At 70.3% G+C, this 20476-nt stretch carries 9 protein-coding genes; 5 read left to right on the plus strand and 4 right to left on the minus strand.

Going from position 1 to position 20476, the window contains the following annotated elements:
* Nucleotides 1-355 precede the first annotated feature (355 nt).
* The 3 genes from ACWEO7_RS16620 (at nt 356) to ACWEO7_RS16630 (ending at nt 15854) form a co-directional block, all read left to right on the plus strand.
* A complete protein-coding gene (locus ACWEO7_RS16620) occupies nt 356-13993 on the plus strand; it encodes an amino acid adenylation domain-containing protein (protein WP_452424188.1) in 13638 nt (4545 codons plus the stop codon).
* A complete protein-coding gene (locus tag ACWEO7_RS16625; protein WP_452424189.1) occupies nt 13990-14982 on the plus strand; it encodes an ATP-binding cassette domain-containing protein in 993 nt (330 codons plus the stop codon). Before ACWEO7_RS16620 ends, ACWEO7_RS16625 begins: the two co-directional genes overlap by 4 nt.
* 89 nt (nt 14983-15071) lie before the next feature.
* Nucleotides 15072-15854, plus strand: a complete 783-nt coding sequence (locus tag ACWEO7_RS16630) for an ABC transporter permease (protein ID WP_452424259.1) — start codon at nt 15072-15074, stop codon at nt 15852-15854.
* A gap of 75 nt (nt 15855-15929) precedes the next feature.
* On the opposite strand, the gene ACWEO7_RS16635 is transcribed toward ACWEO7_RS16630, so the two are convergent.
* Nucleotides 15930-16265: an RNA polymerase-binding protein RbpA gene (locus tag ACWEO7_RS16635; RefSeq protein WP_355077661.1), complete on the minus strand. Its 336-nt coding sequence runs from the start codon at nt 16263-16265 to the stop codon at nt 15930-15932.
* A gap of 243 nt (nt 16266-16508) precedes the next feature.
* Between ACWEO7_RS16635 and ACWEO7_RS16640 the strand changes: the two genes are divergently transcribed.
* Nucleotides 16509-16829: a hypothetical protein gene (locus ACWEO7_RS16640; RefSeq protein WP_355077663.1), complete on the plus strand. Its 321-nt coding sequence runs from the start codon at nt 16509-16511 to the stop codon at nt 16827-16829.
* Here ACWEO7_RS16640 and ACWEO7_RS16645 read toward each other — a convergent pair.
* Both ACWEO7_RS16645 and ACWEO7_RS16650 read right to left on the minus strand, forming a co-directional pair.
* Nucleotides 16801-17862: a hypothetical protein gene (locus ACWEO7_RS16645; protein WP_452424191.1), complete on the minus strand. Its 1062-nt coding sequence runs from the start codon at nt 17860-17862 to the stop codon at nt 16801-16803. The two genes, ACWEO7_RS16640 and ACWEO7_RS16645, sit on opposite strands and share 29 nt — an antisense overlap.
* Nucleotides 17863-18160: 298 nt before the next feature.
* The gene (locus tag ACWEO7_RS16650) at nt 18161-18877 is read right to left on the minus strand and encodes a M23 family metallopeptidase (protein ID WP_452424193.1); all 717 of its coding nucleotides are present in this window, start codon (nt 18875-18877) and stop codon (nt 18161-18163) included.
* A gap of 183 nt (nt 18878-19060) precedes the next feature.
* Here ACWEO7_RS16650 and ACWEO7_RS16655 point away from each other — a divergent pair, with 183 nt between their 5' ends.
* A complete protein-coding gene (locus ACWEO7_RS16655) occupies nt 19061-19381 on the plus strand; it encodes an ArsR/SmtB family transcription factor (RefSeq protein ID WP_379251696.1) in 321 nt (106 codons plus the stop codon).
* Nucleotides 19382-19411: 30 nt separating this feature from the next.
* Here the strand turns inward: ACWEO7_RS16655 and ACWEO7_RS16660 are convergent, their stop codons facing one another.
* The gene (locus ACWEO7_RS16660; RefSeq protein WP_452424195.1) at nt 19412-20398 is read right to left on the minus strand and encodes a glycosyltransferase family 9 protein; all 987 of its coding nucleotides are present in this window, start codon (nt 20396-20398) and stop codon (nt 19412-19414) included.
* Nucleotides 20399-20476: the final 78 nt, after the last annotated feature.

Below are 20476 nucleotides of genomic sequence, written 5' to 3' on the forward strand. Positions count from 1 at the left end.
CCGAACAATCGGTTTGTTCTCGCCCCTACCGCCCCGAAAACGAAGGTGCGTAGTCAAGTTGCGCGCCGTTCGCCAGACAACTGAAGCGATCTGCGGAGTAGCATCGAATAGTCTGGTCAGGGCCCGTTTTGCTTCGGTTCGACCTAGTTGAGTCGCAATGTTTGCGGAAATGTAACCAACCAAAGTGGCCTTCTGCCAAGGACGTTGGATGTGAAACAAATCCAAAACGTCGGCAATCCGGCTGATGCGACGCTCCGAATCATAGGGCGTGGATTACGTCCTACGGCTGGCGCGCGTGCGCTTGCTGGGACGGTGCTCGGGGAGTTGCGTCAACAGCGGCAGAACGGAGTGATTGATGAGTTCATTGGCCACGGATCGCGTCGACCAATGTTCATCCGGCGAATTCTCGGCCCAACCGTTTGCTCTGTCACCCGCGCAGACAGCTCTCTGGTACGCGCAGCGGATTCGCCCCGACGTACCGCTCACGATCTCTCAGTACGTCGAGATCCACGGCGACTTGGACGAGGGGCGGCTGCTGTACGCGATCGAGCGTTTCGGCGCCGAGACCCAGGTGGGTCAAGTCCGCCTGGTGGAAGTGGATGGCACTCCGTATCAGATCGTCGACCCGGTGACACGGCCCGGCTGGCGCCGTATCGATCTGCGCGGCGAGGCCGACCCGCGCGCCGCGGCGCTGCGCTGGATGCACGAACACACGAGCTCGCCGATCGATCTGGAACGCGATCCGCTGACCTCCAACGCGGTTCTGCGGATCGGGGACTCCCATTACATCTGGTACTCGTTCGCCCACCACATCGTCATCGACGGCTACGGTGCGATGAACGCGCTCACCCGTACCGCGGAGATCTACACCGCGCTGGAGAACCGGACCGAGCCGGTCGCGTCGCGGGCGACGCCGCTGGCCGAGATCTACGCCGACGAGGCGCGCTACCACGATTCCAGCCGTTTCCACAGTGACCGCGAGTACTGGGCCGGGCAGCTGTCGGGCGTGGGCGAGCCGGTGAGCCTCGGCGGCGCCCGGCTCGGCGCCGCCACCCACGACGCGGGCCGCAGGCTGGCCACCGCCGTGCTCGACGACGAGCAGCATGCCGCGATCGACGCGGCGACCAGCGCGTGGAACACCACCGACTCGGCGATGTTGGTCGCGGCGTTGGCCACCTACGTGCGTTCGGTGACGGGCAACGCGGACGTGGTGCTGAGCCTGCCCGTCTCGGCGCGCACCACGGTGTCGCTGCGCCGCTCGGCGGGCGTGATCTCCAACGTCGTGCCGATCCGCCTGCGTTTCGACGAGGCGACCACGATCGGCGACCTGGTGAAGGCGGCCGAGCTGCAGATCACCGGCGCCTTGCGGCATCAGCGCTACCGGCACGACGACATCCGGCGCGACAGCGGCTACTCCCGCGACGCGCGCGGATTCTTCGGCCCGATGGTCAATCTGATGCTGTTCCACGACGAGCTGCGTTTCGGTAGTCTGGTCGGCTCCATGCACGTGCTGGCCACCGGCCCGGTGGAAGACCTCTCGGTCAACGTCTACAACGGCGCGGGTGGCCGCCTGCACATCGACTTCGAAGCCAATCCCCGCCTCTACGGCGAGGCCGAAGTCGGCGTGCACCACGCACGCTATCTGGACTTCCTCGGCCGCTTCCTGGCCGCCGATCCCACGGTGCCTGCCGAGTCGCTCGGCGCGATCACCCACGCCGAGCGCGAACAGGTTCTGCACGAGTGGAACGCCACCGCCGCGCCCCGGCAGGAGGGCACCCTCGCGAGCCTCTTCGCCGAACGCGTCGGGTCCGATCCGGACGCCACCGCACTCGAGTTCGGCGACGAGTCGCTGACCTACGCCGAACTCGACTGCCGCGCCAACCGCCTGGCCAGGCTCCTGATCGCGCGCGGCGCCGGGCCCGATACGACGGTCGCCCTGTGCCTGCGCCGCAGCCTCGACCTGGTGGTCGGCATGTACGCGATCACGAAAGCGGGAGCGGCGTACCTGCCGCTGGACACCGAGCACCCGGCCGAGCGGATCGCGCAGATCGTGCGTCAGGCCGAGCCGTTGTGCGTGCTCACCGCCAGCCGGGACGACGTGGAGCTGCCCGCGACGGTCACCCGGCTGGACATCGACACCGCGCGGCTCTCCGGATTCGACGACGCGCCGGTCACCGACGCCGACCGCACGGCCGCGCTGCGCCCCGGCCACCTCGCCTACGTCATCTTCACCTCCGGATCGACCGGAAAGCCCAAAGGCGTCGGCGTGACCCATGCCGCCATCGTCAACCGGCTGCGCTGGATGCAGCACGAGTATCCGCTCGGCCGCGACGACGCGGTGCTGCAGAAGACCCCGGCCACCTTCGACGTCTCGGTGTGGGAATTCTTCTGGCCCTTGCAGGTCGGCGCGCGCTTGGTGATCGCCGCCCCCGACGGGCACCGCGACCCGGCGTACCTCGCCCGGGTCATCGCCGAAAAACAGATCACCACAGCGCATTTCGTGCCGTCCATGCTATCGGTGTTCGTCACCGAGGCGGATCTACGCGGCTGCGCCTGCCTGCACCGGGTGTTCTGCAGTGGTGAGGCGCTGCCCGCCGCCGCCGTGCGGGAGTTCTACGCGGCGCTACCCGCCGCCGAACTGCACAACCTGTACGGTCCGACCGAGGCCGCCGTGGACGTCACCTACTGGGCGTGCCCACCCGATGCCGCCGTCGTGCCGATCGGCTCGCCGGTGTGGAACACCCAGACCTACGTGCTGGACGACCGCTTGCAGCCCGTTCCGCCCGGCGTGGTCGGCGAACTGTATCTCGCCGGAGTCCAGCTGGCCCGCGGCTACCTGAGACAGCCGCGGCTTACCGCCGACCGATTCGTCGCCGACCCCTTCACCCCCGGCGCGCGGATGTACCGCACCGGCGACCTGGCACGCTGGCAGATCGGCCGCTCCGGCGCCGAGCCGGGCGTGCTGGAATATCTGGGCCGCAGCGACTTCCAGGTCAAGATCCGTGGCCTGCGCATCGAACTCGGTGAGATCGAGGCCGCACTGCTCGAGGACCCGAAGGTGGCTCGCGCGGTATGCGTGGCGCACACCGGACGCGCCGGCGACGAGCTGGTCGCCTACGTGGTCGCGGCGAAGCAGGACGACGACGATGCCCCGCTGGACACGGCCGCGCTGTTGACCGCACTGCGGCGCACGCTGCCCAGCTACATGGTGCCCTCCGCGCTGATGGAACTCGACGAGCTGCCGCTGAGCGCCAACGGCAAGATCGATCGCAAGGCGCTGCCCGTCCCCACGCCGGGCACGCGGTCGATCCGGCCGATCACCGAACCCCGCACCGAGGTCGAGCGGGTGCTCGCGGCCATCTTCACCGAGGTGCTCGACACCGAGGTCGGCATCGAGCACAACTTCTTCGATCTCGGCGGCAACTCGCTCATCGCCGCGCGGGCGGTATCCAGGATCAACGCCGCCCTCGGCACCGCGCTGACCATCCGTGACCTGTTCGAGTCCGCGACGATCGAGGCGCTCACCCGGCGATTCGCCATGCAGACCACCGACGTCGCCTCGCCGCGGCTGACGCCCGCCGAACGACCGGAGCGGATTCCGCTGTCGCAGGCGCAGCAGCGGCTGTGGATCCTGAACCGGTTCTCCGAACACGCCGCCGCGTACAACATGCCGCTCGCGGTGGAGGTGGAAGGCCCACTGGACGTGGCCGCGTTGCGTGCGGGCCTGGTCGACGTCATCGAACGGCACGAGAGCCTGCGCACCACCTTCCCGGAGTCGCCGGAGGGGCCCTACCAGCTGATCCACTCGGCCGAAGCGATCCCGCTGACGCTCGACCCGATCGATGTCACAGCGGCCGACGTGGCGGACCTGGCGACCGAATATGCCGGCTACGGCTTCGATCTGCGCAGCCAAGCTCCGATCCGGGTGGCGCTCTACCGCACCGGCCCGCAGCGCCACGTCTTCCTCGTCGTGCTGCATCACATCTGCGGTGACGGTTGGTCCATCGCACCGCTGGCCAAGGACCTGATGACGGCGGTGGCCGCGCGCGCGAACGGCGTGGAACCGGAGTGGACGCAATTGCCGGTGCAGTACGCCGACTTCGCCCTCTGGCAGCGCGAACTGCTGGGCGACGAGTCCGATCCGGCCAGCGCGCTCAGCCGTCAGCTCACCCACTGGCGCACGGCGCTGGCCGGGCTCCCCGAGCAACTCGATCTACCGCTGGACCGCCCGCGCCCACTGCACAGGTCGACCGTGGGCGGCCGGGTCGAGTTCACTATTCCGGCCGAGATCCGCCGCGCGGCGGTCGAACTCGCGGCCGGCCGGGGCGTGAGCATGTTCATGGTGCTGCACGCGGCGCTGGCGACCTTGCTGTCGCGGCTGTGCGCGAGCGGTGACATCGCGATCGGCACCCCGATCGCGGGTCGTTCCGATCCGGCGCTCGACGACCTGGTCGGCATGTTCGTCAACACCCTCGTCCTGCGCACCGCGGTCGACCCGGCGGCCGGGTTCGACCGGATGCTCGACGTGGTGCGCGAGACCGACCTCAACGCCTTCGCCAACGCCGACGTACCGTTCGAGCGGCTGGTCGAGGTGGTCAACCCGGAGCGTTCTCCGTCGCGGCATCCGTTGTTCCAGGTGATGCTGTCCTACGACCACGCGCCGGATCTGCGGATCGAGCTGCCCGGGGTCCGCGCCGCGGTGCTGCCGATCGCCTCGGACGTCGCCAAGTTCGACTTGCAGTTGGTCGTTCACGACGACTCCGGCGACGGACCGCTGTCGGCCGAATTCGGCTACACGATCGACGTTTTCGACCACTCCACCGTGCAGTCGTTCGCCCGCAGGTTCATCGCCGTGCTGGCGGGCGGCGTGGCCGCTCCCGAGCTGCCGGTCGGCGACCTGCCGATCCTCGACCGCAGGGAGTCCGAGAATCTGGTGCCCATCGGGGGCGCGCCCGCCGAGCCGTCGATCACTCTGGCCACCTTGCTGTCCGGCACCGCGCGCAGGCTGCCGGACGCGGTGGCGGTTCGCTATCTCGGCGTCGACACCAGCTACCGCGAACTCGACGAGCGATCGAACACGCTGGCGCGCGTGCTCATCGAGCACGGGGCCGGTCCCGAGACGGTCGTCGCGATCGCGCTGCCGCGCGGGCTCGACGCGATCACCGCGGTGTGGTCCGTCGCCAAAACCGGTGCGGCCTATGTGCCGATCGATCCGAGCTACCCCGGCGAGCGGATCGCGCACATGATCGGTGACTCCGGGGCGACGCTCGGCATCACCGACCCCGAATGCCTCGCCGCCATGCCCGCCCTGCCCGCGACGCGGGGCAGGCACCGCAAGGCCCAGGTCGACTGGCTGGTCCTCGGCTCGGGTGAACTGAACGCCGAGTTGGCGGGTCACTCGGCGGATCCGGTCACCGACGACGAGCGGCAACACCCGATGCGGGTGAGCCATCCGGCCTATCTCATCTACACCTCCGGGTCCACCGGCACGCCGAAGGCGGTCGTCGTGACCCACGCCGGTATCGCCTCCCTGGCCGGCGAGCAGAACTACCTGTTCGGCGTCTCGGACGCGGCGCGCACGCTGCACTTCTCCTCGCCCAGCTTCGACGCCTCGGTGCTGGAGCTGCTGCTCGGCTTCGCCGCGGGCGCCACGATGGTGATCGCCCCGCCGGGCATGTACGGCGGCGCCGAGCTGGCCGCGCTGCTGCGCGAGGAGCGGGTCACCCACGCCTTCGTCACACCGGCGGCGCTGGCCACCGTGCCGAGCGAGGGGCTCGACGACCTGGAGACGGTCATCGTCGGCGGTGACGCCTGCTCGGAGGAACTCGTCGAGACCTGGACCGCCGGGCATCGCATGCACAACATGTACGGTCCGTCGGAGGCCACCGTCGCGGCGACCGCGAGCGGGCCCATGCGGCCGGGTCGGCCGGTGCCGCTCGGTGCGCCGGTGCGTGGCATGCGTCTGTTCGTGCTGGACAGTCGCCTGCATCCGGTGCCGCCGGGCACGCCGGGCGAGCTGTACGTGTCGGGTCCCGGCGTCGCCCGCGGCTACCACGGCCGTTTCGGCCTGACCGCGCAGCGGTTCGTGCCCAACCCGCACGGCAGGCGTGGGGAGCGGATGTACCGCACCGGCGACTTGGTCGTCATGGAGCGGTCCGGACAGCTGCGGTTCCTCGGGCGCGCCGACGATCAGGTCAAGATCCGCGGCTTCCGTATCGAACTGCGCGAGATCGACAACGTGCTGCGCCTGCATCCCGGCATCCGGTTCGCGCTCACCGTGGTGCACGCCGACGAGCAGGGCCAGGTCCGGCTGGCGTCGTATGTGACGGCCGATCGGCCGGTCCAGGCGCGGGCCGTGCTGGAGACCGCGCGGCAGCGGCTGCCCGGCTACATGGTGCCCGCGTCGGTGGCGGTGCTGGACGAGATCCCGGTGACGCCGGCGGGCAAGCTGAACCGAAAGGCGTTGCCGCAGCCCGTGTTCGAGGCCGCGGCGATGTCCCGTCCGCCGAGCACCGCACTGGAGCTGGGCGTGGCGGGCGTGTTCGGCGGGGTGCTCGGACGTCCGGTGACCGGAGCCGAGGACAGCTTCTTCGATCTGGGCGGCAACTCGCTGCTGGCCACCCGGCTCGCCGCCGCGCTGCACGCGGAGTTCGGTGTGGAGCTGCCGGTGCGGTCGATCTTCGAGGCGCCGACGGTCGCGGGAGTCGCCGAGCAACTGGACCGAGCGCCCCGGACGCAGCGGCAGGCGCTGGCGGTGCAGACGCCGCGTCCGGGACGCATTCCATTGTCGCTGCCGCAGCAGCGTTTGTGGTTCATCAACCGATTCGCGCCCGAATCGAGTGCGTACAACATCGCTTTCGTGATCCGCGTGGCCGGCGATCTGGACGTGCCCGCGCTACGCGAAGCGATCACCGACGTGGTGGGGCGGCACGAAGTACTGCGCACCGTCTTCCCCGAGGACGCCGACGGCGCGCAGCAGGTGGTGCTGCCGGTCGAGCGGGCGGTGCCCGAGGTGGTGGTCACCGACATCGATGACTCCGGCGCGAAGGCCGCGCTGGAAGCTCTGGCGCACAGCGGTTTCGATCTCACCAGGCAGCCGCCGCTGCGTCTGTCGCTGTTGCGCACCTCCCCGCAGCGTTACCTGCTCGGCGTCGTGCTGCACCATATCGCCGCCGACGGCTGGTCGCTCGGTCCGCTGACCAAGGACTTGGCCGCCGCCTACGCGGCGCGGCACGAGGGTGCGGCGCCGTCGTGGACGCCGCTTCCGGTGCAGTACGCCGACTTCGGGCTCTGGCAGCGTGCCTGCCTCGGCTCGGAAGGCGATCCGGACAGCGTCGCGGCGACCCAACTGGAGTACTGGCGCACCGCGCTGGCCGATATTCCCGACCAGTTGCCGCTGCCTTATGACCGGCCGCGGCCCGAGGAGCCGACGCAGCAGGCCGGAACGGTGCGTTTCACGGTGCCGGAGCAGGTGCGGCGCGGGCTCGCCGCGCTGGCTCGCGATCGAGGCGTCAGCAAGTTCATGGTGCTGCGTTCGGCGTTCGCGGTGCTGTTGCGCTGTGTCACCGGCGGTCGGGACATCGTGATCGGCACCCCGGTGGCGGGGCGTACCGACACCAAGCTCGACGAACTGGTCGGCATGTTCGTGAACACGTTGGTGCTGCGCTCCGACGTCGATCCGGACCGCAGCTTCACCGATCTGCTGCGCGTCGACCGGGATACCGAGCTGGCCGCGCTGGCGCACGCCGACATCCCGTTCGAGCGCATCGTGGACGAACTCGGCGCCGAGGCCCGCGCCACGGGCCGTCATCCGCTGTTCCAGGTGGCGCTGAGCGTGCAGGACGGTCTGGTGCCCGCCCTGGAACTGCCCGGCCTCGTGTTGCGCGCGGAGCCGTTGGACATCGCGCTGGCGAAGTTCGACCTGGAGCTGCGGGTCGCGAACGACACCGGCGCACCGGGATCCGCCGCGGACGAGACCGACAGCGTCTACGAGTTCGTCTACGCCGCAGAACTTTTCGACGCGACGACGATCGAGACGTTGGCGGACCGATTCCTGCGCGTGCTCACCGCCGTCACCGCCGACCCGCGCGTGCCGATCCGCGACGTCGACGCGCGGACCGATCACGAGCGCCGCACACTCGCCCCGGCGCGGGGCGGGCAGGCGGCCGAGCCGTGCACGCTGGCCGCGTACTTCACCGCCACCGCGCAGCGGTTCCCGCACAACACGGCGCTCTGCGCGGGGACGACATCACTGACCTATGCCGAACTCGACCGGCGCTCCAACCGCTTGGCGCGGGCACTCATCGCGCGCGGACTCGGCCCGGGAACTCGGGTGGCGCTCGGGCTGGTCCGATCGATCGATTCGGTGGTGGCGCTGCTGGCGGCGACGAAGGCAGGCGCGACCTTCGTCCCGGTCGACCCCAAGTACCCCGCCGAGCGCATCCGGCACATGCTCGCCGACTCCGGTTGCGCGACCGGCGTCACGATCACCGCGCACGCGGAGCAGCTGCGCGCGGCCGCCCCGGCCGGGCGGGACATCGAGTGGTTGCTACTGGATCGTCCCGAATTCGCCGCCGAACTCGAGGGCCACGACGCCGCGCCGATCCACGACCACGAACGCTCGCGCGCCAACCAGGTGGCGGATCTGGCCTACCTGGTCTACACCTCCGGATCGACCGGAACGCCCAAGGGCGTCGCGGTGACCCACGGCGGTCTGTCCAACCTGGCCGACGAGATCCGCGACCGCATCGGCGTCGACGAGCGTTCCCGCACACTGCACTTCGCGACGCCGAGTTTCGACGCGGCGATCCTGGATCTGCTCATCGCGCTGGGCGCGGGCGCGGCGATGGTGATCTGCCCGACCGACATCTACGGCGGCGACGAGCTGGCCGCGTTGCTGGAACGCGAGCGCGTCTCCCACGGCTTCATGACCCCGGCCGCGCTCGCCACCATCGACCACGAACGCTGGCCGCTGCCACATCTGCGTGCGCTCATGGTCGGCGGCGAGGCGGTTGCGCCGGATCTGGTGGCGCGCTGGGCGCCGGGACGTGTGCTGTGCGATGTGTACGGGCCGACCGAGACCACCGTGGTCATCACGATCTCCCGCCCGATCCGCGTCGGCGATCCGATCACGATCGGCAGCCTGGTGCGCGGAGCCAGGGCCTTGGTGCTCGATGAGCGACTGCGCCCGGTGCCCGTCGGCGTTCCCGGCGAGCTGTACCTCGCGGGGCACGGCCTCGCGCGCGGGTACTTCGACCGGTTCGGGCTCACCGCAGCGCGTTTCGTGGCCGATCCGTGCGGGCCCGCGGGCGCCAGGATGTACCGGACCGGTGACGTGGTGCGCTGGAACGCCGCAGGCGAGCTGGTCTACCTCGGGCGCAGCGACCACCAGGTGAAGCTGCGCGGTTTCCGGGTCGAACTCGGCGAGGTCACCGCCGCGCTCGGCGAACACCCCTCGGTGCGGTTCGCGTACACCGAGGTGCGCCGCATCGCCGGCGCCGACCGGATCGTCGCGTTCGTACAGCCCGCCGACCGGGCGGCCGGGTTGGATACCGAGGAGGTGCGCGCCTTCGTCGCGGGCAGGCTGCCCACGCACATGGTGCCCTCCTCGCTCACCGTGCTGGACGCCATCCCGCTGACTCCGGTCGGCAAGCTGGACGTCAGCGCACTGCCCGAACCGCAGTTGCTCGGGGATTCGTCCGGCCGTGCGCCGCGGACCGACGCGGAGCGCTTGGTGGCCGCGGTGATGGGTGAGTTGATCGGGGCCGACGGCGTGCGCGCCGAGGACAGCTTCTTCGACATCGGCGGCAACTCCTTGCTGGCGACCCAGCTCGTCGCGCGGCTGGCCGCGGCGACGAACGTACGGCTCGCCGTGCGCACCGTGTTCGCCACGCCGACGGTCGCCGGGCTCGCCGAGCTGCTGGAGGCGGGCGCGGCGTCCGATGCCGACCGCCCGGCGCTGGTGCGCCGGGAGCGCCCCGAGCGCATCCCGCTGTCGGCCGCTCAGCGGCGGCTGTGGTTCCTCAACCGGTTCAACGCCGGGTCGGGCGCCGGGCAGTCGTCGGGCGCCTACAACGTCCCGCTCGTGCTTCGTATGACCGGTGCCCTCGATGTCGCCGCGCTGGTCTCCGCACTGCACGCGGTGCAAGCAAGACACGAAACCCTGCGCACGGTGTTCCCGGAGACCGACGGCGAACCCGCGCAGGTCGTACTCGACCCGGCCGAGGCGACCATCTCGCTGTCGCGGATGACGGTGCGCCCGGACGAGGTCGAGACCGCCGCGCGTCGTTTCGCCGCACCGGGATTCGATCTGGCCACCACCGTTCCGATCCGCGCGGCGTTGATCTCGGTGCAGAGCGGCGAGCCCGCGGAGCACGTGCTCGTCGTCGTGGTGCATCACATCGCGATGGACGGCTGGTCGCTCGAGCCGATGGCCGCCGACGTCGCCGTCGCCTACCGCGCCGCCTGCGCGGGCGGCGCGGCGGAGTGGGCGGAGCCCGAGGTCCAATACGCCGACTACACCCTGTGGCAGCAGGAGGTGCTCGGCAGCGAGGACGACCCGGACTCGGCGGTGACCAGGCAGCTGGAGTACTGGCGGCACACACTGGACGGCATCCCGGAGTTGCTGACCGTGCCCGCCGACCGGCCGCGTCCACCCGCCCCGTCCTACCGGGGCGGCACCGTGGAGTGCGCGGTGGACCCGGTCACGCACCGCGAGTTGCAGATGATCGCGGGCAGCAACAATGTCAGCATCTTCATGGTCCTGCACGCCGCGCTCGCGGTGCTGCTGCACCGGATGACCGCCACCGACGACATCACCGTCGGCACCCCGATCGCGGGTCGCGGCCATCCCGCGCTGGACCGGCTGGTCGGCATGTTCGTCAACACGCTGGTGCTGCGCACGCGGATCGACCCGGGCGCCCGGTTCACCGACCTGCTGCACGCCGTGCGCGAAACCGACCTGGACGCCTTCGCCCACGCGGACCTGCCGTTCGAACGTCTGGTGGAGGTGCTCAACCCGGCCAGGTCCCAGGCGCACCATCCGATGTTCCAGGTGATGCTCTCGGTCCGCAACGAGCCGGTCGGCGGCTTGGACCTGCCGGGGCTGCGCATCGAGGCGGCCGACATCGACACCGGGGTAGCGAAGTTCGATCTCCAATTCACCCTGACCGAAACGCAGACCGCGCAACGTGATCCGGCCGGCATCACGGTGGCGGTGAACTACGCGAGTGACCTGTTCGACGAGCCGACCGCGCAGCGGCTCGGCAAGCGCCTGGCCCGCTTGCTGGCCGCGATCGCCGCGAACCCGACCACCGCGGTGGGCGATCTGGAGGTGCTCGATCCCGCCGAGTGGTCGGGGCTGGCTCCGGTGCGCGGGGCCAAACCGGACCGGCCGATCACCTTCCCCGAAGTGTTCGAGCTGGCGGCGAGCGTCGACCGGGCCGGCATCGCCCTGGTGGCCGACGGCACCGAGGTGACCTACGACGCCCTGGATCGCTGGACCAACCGGCTGGCGCGCGTACTCATCACCCGTGGCGTCGGCCCGGAAACGCTGGTGGCACTCGGCATCCCGCGGTCGATCGAGTCGGTGGCGACGGTGCTCGCGGTGGCCAAGGCCGGAGCGGCGTTCGTGCCGGTCGACCCGCTGTACCCGCGGCAGCGCATCGCGCACATGCTGTCGGATTCCGGTGCGTCACTGGGCATCACGCTGGCGGGCTATCGCGGCGAGCTGCCCGAGGGCGCGGAGTGGATCGTGCTCGACGACCCGGCGTTCCGCCGCCTGGTGCTCGCCGCGCCGGACGTGCCGATCGCCGACGCGGAGCGCCTCGCCCCGCTGCGAATCGACAATCCCGCGTACGTGATCTACACGTCCGGCTCTACCGGTACGCCGAAGGGCGTGATGGTCACCCACGGTGGATTGTCGAATTTCGCCGCCGAGACCGCCCACCGGTTCGACGTCCAGCCGGGGTGCCGGGTGCTGCATTTCGCCACGCCGAGCTTCGACGCCGCGATGCTCGACCTGCTGCTGTCCCTCGGCGGCGCGGCGACCCTGGTGATCACGCCCAGCGGCGTGGTCGGCGGCGACGAACTGCGGCAGGTCTTCGCCGCGGAGGGAATCACGCACGCGTTCATCACCACCTCGGCGCTCGGCACGGTCGACCCGCATGGTCTCGCGGAGTTGCAGCACGTGCTGGTCGGCGGTGAGGCATTGCCGCCGGACCTGGTAACCCGGTGGGCGCCGGGCCGCAATCTGTACAACGTCTACGGCCCGACCGAGACCACCATCGTCACGGTGATGTCGCAGCCGATGACGCCCGGCGAGCCGATCACCATCGGCGGACCCATTCGTGGTGTCAACGCGGCGGTCTTGGACGCGCGGCTGCATCCGGCTCCGCTGGGGGTGACCGGCGAGCTGCACCTGTCCGGTGACGCGCTGGCCCGCGGTTACCTGAACCGTCCTGGTCTGACCGCGCAGCGGTTCGTCGCCAACCCGTTCGGCAAACCGGGGGAGCGGATGTACCGCACCGGCGACTTGGTGCGCTGGTGGGCCGGGTCACGCGAGCACGGGTCGACGGCGGACGCCGCGCCGGAGATCCAGTACGTCGGCCGTACCGACCATCAGGTCAAGATCCGCGGCTTTCGTATCGAACTCGGCGAGATCGACGCCGCCCTCGCGCGCCACGGCGGGGTGGCGTTCTCCACCACCATCGGGCATCGCACCCCGGCAGGCGCGACAGCGCTGGTGTCGTACGTGAAGGCGCGCGACGGAGTGTCGCTCACGGCGGCCGAGCTGACCGGGCATGTGGCCCGACTGGTGCCGAATTACATGGTGCCGCAATCGATCATGCTGCTCGACGAGGTTCCGCTGAGCCCCGTGGGCAAGCTGGATCGGGCGAAGCTGCCGGAGCCGGTGTTCACCGCGGGTGAGGGCTATCGGGCCCCGTCCACCCCGACGGAGGAGGCGCTGTGCGCGGCGTTCGCCGAGGTGCTCGGTGTGGAGTCGGTGGGCGCGGACGACGGTTTCTTCGAACTCGGCGGCAACTCGCTGCTGGCTACGAAAGTCGTCGCGCACGTGCGGGAGACGGGCATCGACCTGCCGGTGCAGTTGATGTTCGGCGACGCGACGCCCGCCGCCATCGCGGCGCGGCTGGACGACGCGGGCGCGACCTCGGGCGCCGCGGTGGCGGCGATGCTGGCGCCGGTCCTGCCGATCCGGCCGGGCACCGTGGCCGGCCGGGCGCCGCTGTTCTGTGTGCATCCGGCGATCGGTCTGGCTTGGTGTTACTCGGGATTGCTCGCGCACCTGCCGGGGGACCGGCCGGTGTACGGGTTGCAGGCGCCGCACGCCGCCGGGCGGGACGGTTACGCGTCGATCGACGAGGCCGCGAGCCACTACGTGGCCGCGATCAAGGAGATCCAGCCCGAGGGGCCCTACCACTTGCTCGGCTGGTCGCTCGGCGGATTGATCGCACAGGAGATGGCCGTGCAGTTGCAAGAGGCGGGCGACGAAGTCGCGCTGCTGTCGATGATGGACAGCTACCGCCTGTCCGACGAACTGCTCGACCAGGCGACGCCGAGCGTCGCCGAGATCGTCGGGGAGTTCGGCAGCGACGAACTCGGCGCGGAGATCGATCCCGGCATGAGTCTGCGGGAGGCGGCCGAACTGCTGCGCGCCCGGTCCGGACCGTTCGCGGCGCTGACCGTCGAGCATCTGGAGCGGCTCTACGCGGGCTACGCCAACGGCACCGTGCTCGCACACAGCTTCCGGCCCCGCCCGTTCGACGGCGACCTCCTGTTCTTCAGTGCGGGCGACGACCCGATCAACCGGGCCGATCCCGACCGGCGCGCCGACGCCTGGGAGCCGTACGTCACCGGCGCCGTCCACGACCACGAGCTGCGCTGCGCGCACTCCGCGATGACCACCCCGGAGGCACTGGCGGTGATCGGGCCGGTGCTGCGGAGGTGGCTGGAGACGAAGGAGACGCACAGGTGAGTTTCGCGGTGGAAGTGACCGGCCTGGTGAAGAACTACGGCCGGGTCCGGGTGCTGGACGAGATCGACCTACGAATTCCCACGGGCACCGTGATGGGCCTGCTCGGCCCCAACGGCGCGGGCAAGACGACGACCGTGCGGATCGTCACCACGCTGCTGAAGCCGTCCGCCGGGTCGGTGCGCGTGGCGGGCGTCGACGTACTGCGCGATCCCGCGGCGGCGCGCAAACGGATCGGCCTGTCCGGCCAGTACGCCGCCGTCGACGCCAATCTGTCCGGTTACGAGAACCTGCGCATGGTGGCCAGGCTGTACGGAATGTCGCCGCGGCAGGCGACCGCCAGGGCCACCGAACTGCTCGGCGCTCTCGGGCTCGACTACGCCGCGCACCGCAGGGCGGGAACCTACTCCGGCGGCATGGCTCGGCGGCTGGACCTCGCGGGCGCGCTGGTCGCCCGCCCCGCCGTGGTGGTGCTGGACGAGCCGACCACCGGCCTGGACCCGCGCGGCAGGCTGGACATGTGGCGGGTGATCGGCGACCTGGTCGACGACGGGACCACGGTGCTGCTCACGACGCAGTATCTGGAAGAGGCCGACCTGCTGGCCGACCGCATCACCGTCATCGATCACGGGCAGGTCATCGCGCGCGGCTCGGCCGACGAACTGAAGACCTCGATCGGCGGTGACCGGCTCACCGTCACCTTGGCCGCCGGACAGGCCGCCGCGCCCGCGCTGGCCGTGCTGGCGCAGGTCGGCGTCGGCGAGCCCGGCCACGAGGCGGGCACCGACGAGGTATCGGTGGTGGTCGGTGACGGTTCGCGCACGATGGTGGAGGCGCTGCGCAGGCTCGATGACGCGGGCGTCTGCGTGGTCGACGCGAACGTGCACCGGCCGAGCCTCGATGACGTATTCCTTTCCCTCACCGGCAAACCGAGCGGAGCGACCGTCACGGAACCGGAGACCGACGACGTACAAGAGGAGATCATGTCGTGAGCACGGCAATCGTTGGGGAGGCCGCCCCGAAGGCGGAACAGGAGCCGAAAAAGGCCGCGACGCAACCGAATTCCGCCCCGCGGCTGCGGTTGTTCCGGGACAGCGCGATCGTCGCGCACCGCAATCTGCTCACTATTCTGCGCGTGCCGACGCTGCTGGTGACGGCCACGATCCAACCGCTGATGTTCGTGTTCTTGTTCGCCTACATCTTCGGCGCCTCGCTGGGCGGCGGCCAATACCGCGAATTCCTGCTCGCGGGCATCTTCACCCAGACGGTGGCGTTCAACGCCGCGTTCACCACGGTCGGCCTGGCCGGGGACCTGCAGAAGGGCATCATCGACCGGATGCGCGCGCTGCCGATGTCGCGGCTGGCCGTGCTGATGGGCCGCACGCTGTCGGACCTGGTGGTCAATATCCTCAGCCTGGCGGTGATGGTCGGGTGCGGGTACATCGTGGGTTGGCGCATCCACGGCAGCGTCTCCGACGCCGTGCTGGCGTTCGCGGTGATCCTGCTGTTCGCCTTCGCGATGTCCTGGGTCGGCGCGCTGACGGGCCTGATGTCGCCGACCGTCGAAGTGGCACAGAGCGCCGGGCTGATCTGGCTGTTCCCGTTGACGTTCATCTCCTCGGCATTCATCTCGGCCGAGACGCTGCCGGGTCCGCTGCGCACGATCGCCGAGTGGAATCCGATCACCGCGGTCTCGGCGGCGGGACGAAAGCTGTTCGACAACGAGTCGCCGCCCACCTTCGTCCCGCCCAGCGGCTGGGCCGCCGACCACAGCGTCGAATACGCGGCGGCCTGCTCGGTGGCGATCCTCGTGGTGGCCGTGCCGCTGGCGCTGCTGCGCTACCGCAAGGTGGCCAGTCACTGACCCGCACGACCACGCGCACAGCGAACGGCCGCCGCATCCGGACGATGCGGCGGCCGTTTCCGTATTCGCGAACCGTCAGGCGCGGCGGCGGGTCTTGAGCAGCTCCAAGCGCTCCTTGAGCAACTCCTCGAGCTCCTCCTTGCTGCGGCGTTCCAGCAGCATGTCCCAGTGCGTGCGCGGCGGCTTGACCTTCTTGGTCTCCTGGCTGGTGCCTTCGACCAGCACGCCCTCCTGGCCGTTGCGGCACAGCCAGGTCGGCGGGATCTCGGCGTCGTCGGCGAAGGGAACGTCGAATTCCTCGCCGTTGTCGGTCCGGTACCGGGCGATCCGACGCGGAGCCAGGTCGTGGTCGCGATCGGTCTCGTAGCTCACCGCTCCGAGCCGACTGCCTCGGAGTACGCGATCTGCCATGGTGTGCCTCTCCCTGTGTGCTCGAGTCTTCGTGCGCTGCGACCGTGTCCGCGCGAGTGCGCGGGGCACCCGCCGGACCTGATGTACAACGATCGGGCCTGCGCCGATAGTTCCCGACGCGGCCGCGGTGAACCGTTCCATTGTAGTGCCCGCGTCGCACAGGACTCGTCGCGCCCGATGGCGGGTGATTCGCCGGGGGTCGCTGAGCGGACCGCGGATGGCGAGCTATTAGTGTTCTGCGTCATGTCGCGCCGCTTGTCCTGCCAGTGGTGTGGGCGGGAGATCGTGGAATCGGAGGCCGGCCGCCGTCGCCGGTACTGCCGCCAGTCCTGTCGCCAACGCGCCTACGAACACCGCAACAGTCTGAAGGGAACGGGGATTCCCGACGACGCGGTGGTACTCAGTGCCCAGGAGGCCGCCGACTTGGCCGATCGCTGGTTCGCTGCCCGCTGCGCCGCCGAGGACGTCGCCACCGCCATCGCGGAGGGGGCGACGCCCGATGAGCTGGCCGTGCTCGGCAAGACGCTGGTCGCGCTCACCCGTGACGCGGAACGTCTGCGCTGACCGGTTCCGCCGGGTTCGGGTGTGCGGCGCGGTCGCGGTGGCGCAGATACACCGCGGCGAGCAGCACGAGGACGGTCGCGGCGAGTCCGCAGCCCGCCGACCAGGTGGCGGTGTCCGGGTGGACCAGCGACTGGCCGCGCATCGCCTGCCAGAAGACCAGCGCCAGCAGGCCGGCGTAGCCCGCCGCGAGCACACCCACGACGGCCGCGCGGGCGCGTTCGGAGCGCAGCCAGCGGTACCGGGGAGCGAGCCAGGCGAGCGCGACGGCCACCAGCAGCAGCACCTGGATGCCGTGCAGCCCGACGAAGTGCGGAACGCGCAGGTCACCGCCGACCGTGCTCCAGTGCGTGATCGGCATGCCGCGCACGGCGTCGCGTGCGGCGAGATCGCCCGCGCCGGACAGCACCGTGTGCCCCGCGGCCAATTCGACGATTCGTCCGTCACTGTCGCGGACGAGTTGCTTGCCGGTGAAGCCCATCAGGTAGCCCAGGGCCATGCCCGCCACGGCCAGTGCCAGTCCGGCGTGGACGGCGCGTGCGGTCGGGCGGTCCACCAAACGCTGCCAGGACAAGATCAGCACGATGAGCAGGTTGGCCAGGAACAGGCCGGGCACGCCGGAGGCGAAGACCATCTGCCCGATCGAGTTCACCGGGTCGTCCTCGGTATTGAAGTGGCTGAACGTGCCGCGTGCGGCCTGCAGCACGATGAATCCCACATCGATGAATCCGGTGACCGCGAACACCGAGCCCAGCCACCAGGTGACCCGGCTGCCCTTGTGCGGCAACGACAGCAGCCACGCCAGGGTGAGGCTGTAGAGCGCGAACGCCAGGCCGAATTTCATCGGCTTGAGCCAGACCGATTCGCCGAGCAGCGTGCGGTCGTCGATCGGCATCGCCGCGAGGGAGAACAGGACGAGCGCGGTCATCGCGGCGACCGTGCCCAGCAGTGGCCGATGCAGTCGCCCGCGCGTCGCCGTCTTCGCGCTCGCCCGCGACCCGTCTTCGGGCGCGGTGGCGAAATATGTTGTGGACATGGACCGAACGTAGAAATCACGGACGCCGGAGGGCGTCCCGCCGCGGCGCTATTCGCGCCTAGTACCCGGGTATCGGGCGACACGATCGGTCGGTACCGCAGACGCACATGCCGCCGCATAGGTCGTGCCCCGGCTCGCTGGTCACAGCTCGTCCCGTCGGCTCACACGACGTGATCCCGCGGCGAGATCGCGGGCCGTCGCGCCCGGCCCGCCTGGAGAAAGAAGCGGGCCGCGAACGCGTCGTTGCGTTCGCGGCCCCTCGCGGGCGACGGCGCTGTCGCCGGGTCCGTTCGCGAGATCAGTCCTCCTGCGCATACCCGACGTCGATACCGCGCCCGGCCAGCCAGGGCCGCGGATCGATGGGCGTGCTGTCGGGCAGACGGACCTCGTAATGCAGATGCGGGCCGGTGGAGTAGCCACGATTGCCGACCGTCGCGATGACGTCGCCCGCGCGGACCTGCTGGCCGACGGTGGCGAGGATGTCGTTCACGTGGCCGTAGACGCCGATGGTGCCGTCGTCCTGCTGCACGCGCACCCACAGGCCGAAGCCCGAAGCGGGACCGGCCTCGATCACCACGCCGTCGGTGACCGCGGCGATCGGAGCTCCGAGTGGGTCGCCGAAATCCAGGCCCGCGTGCATTGCGCCCCAGCGCGCGCCGAAATTCGAGGTGAGCACGCCCGCTGCGGGCCGGACGGTCATGGGGCGGGCGAAGTTCCGCGCGATGCGGTTCACGTCCGAGGGCGCGGGCGTCGGGGCGGCCTGCGGCGCCGGACCGGTCGGCGGGGTGAAGACGGCGAATCGAGCCATGCCCTCGGCTGGGCGGATCTCGCCCGAGGCGATCTTCCCCGCGACGAGACGGGCGGACGCGTCGGTGTCCTCGTCCTGCTGCGCCGCGGCGACGATGCCGAAGGAGGCGGTGACGACCGCGGCGGCGGCGGCGACGCGGGCGGCGGCGCGGTCACGGCGCAACCGCGTCGCGGCGCGACGGATCGGTAACGGAAAGGTCACGGGCATGCGTCGAACGTACGGGAGCCGTCTCGGGCATCCGCAATCCTGTGGCAACCGTCACGGCCAGGGAAAAACCCAGCTCGCCGGTCACGGAAAGGTAACGAAAGGCGCCAGATTCCTATGCGAGCTGGGAAGACGATGCCGAGTCGATAGTTGACCGGCGAAAAGCTGAATACGCACACTGTGTGAGTGGCGACTAATGGAGTTCGTGCCCTCACGGCGCTGGCGGACCCGACGCGCCGCGCGATCTTCGAGGCCCTGCCGCAGGCCGCGCGCTCGGTCGGCGAACTCGCTCGAGAACTCGGAGTGACCAGCTCGGCGGTCTCACAGCATCTGCGTGTGCTGCGCGAGGCGCGGTTGGTGATGATGCGGCCGGACGGCAACCGCAGGCTGTATTCCCTCGACCCGCGCGGTCTCGCCGACGCCCGCGATTACCTCGAGCAGTTCTGGCCGAGTGCGATCGCCGCTTATTCCGCGGCCCTCAAAACCGCCGCGACGGCGAACGCTTGACCGCGGCGGCTTGACCGCACCGAACGCCTGTCATCCCACGCGTCGATAGGCCGTCTTACGGCGGTCGGTACCCGTGCCGGGCCAATTGCGCTTGTTCAGCTGCTTGTCGACGGCGTTGATCACCTCGGTGACACCGATCTGCAACAGGCCGGGGTCGGGGGTGTCGGCGTCCGGATCGCCGACGTGGCCGGTCCACAGCACGGCGTGCCTGCCGAGCAGGTGCGCGGGCGGACCCGCCCACCGCGGCGGCGTCGGGCCGAACAACAGGACGGTGCGGGTGCCGAACGCTGTGGCCAGATGCGCCACGCCGGTATCTCCGCAGATCACCAGGGCGGCCTCGGCGACGGTGGCGGCCAGATCGATGAGGTTCTGCTGCCCGGCGAGCACTCGGCCGACGGGCAGGCCCGCCCGCGCGGCGATGCCCAGCGCGAGCTGGCGTTCGTATTCGTCCCCGGTGAGAACCACCTCTCGCCCGACGGCGAGCAGGTGCTGGACAACGGCGGCGAACCGGTCCGCCGGCCAGCGGCGAGCCGGTGCGCCCGCGCCGACGTGCACAACCACGCAGTCGCGGCGGCTGGTCGTCGACACCGGCGGAACCAGTCCGAGGTTGCGGCGATCCGCGCCGATGCCGTCGTACTCCAGCAGGTGACACCAGCGGTCCACCTGATGCATGTCCGGTTCCCACTCCGGGCCGGGCAACTCGGGGAACGCGGGATTGCGGAAGGTGAGAATGCGCTCGGCCCGGGTCTTGGACAGCGTGACGATACTTTCGGCGCTCGAGCCGTGCAGATTGACCGCCAACTCGGGGGGAGGCGCGTCCCAGCGGAAGCCGCTCGGATCGGCGGTCGGCATCAAGGCGTCGACCGAGGCGATCAGATCGACGATCGGTTTGAGTCGCAGCGGTGCCGCCAAGACGATGCGATCGTGCGGTTTGGCCCGGCGCAGCGCACGTAGAGCCGGGACCGCGGTGAGTAGATCACCCAGCCCACGCGCCTGCAACACGAGCAGAACCGCCACCCTCTTCTCCTAGCCACCCGAGTCTCACCGAACCCCGACCCACCCGTTCACCCCAGGGGCGCCAACGAAGAGTCACTA

The sequence above is a fragment of the Nocardia sp. NPDC004260 genome (genome assembly GCF_053603155.1).

Bases quoted from the DNA above. Each gene is read 5' to 3' on its own strand.
- ACWEO7_RS16620 (WP_452424188.1), top strand. From the start codon at position 356: ATGAGTTCATTGGCCACGGATCGCGTCGACCAATGTTCATCCGGCGAA.
- ACWEO7_RS16650 (WP_452424193.1), bottom strand. From the start codon at position 18,877: ATGCCCGTGACCTTTCCGTTACCGATCCGTCGCGCCGCGACGCGGTTG.
- ACWEO7_RS16635 (WP_355077661.1), bottom strand. From the start codon at position 16,265: ATGGCAGATCGCGTACTCCGAGGCAGTCGGCTCGGAGCGGTGAGCTAC.
- ACWEO7_RS16645 (WP_452424191.1), bottom strand. From the start codon at position 17,862: ATGTCCACAACATATTTCGCCACCGCGCCCGAAGACGGGTCGCGGGCG.
- ACWEO7_RS16640 (WP_355077663.1), top strand. From the start codon at position 16,509: ATGTCGCGCCGCTTGTCCTGCCAGTGGTGTGGGCGGGAGATCGTGGAA.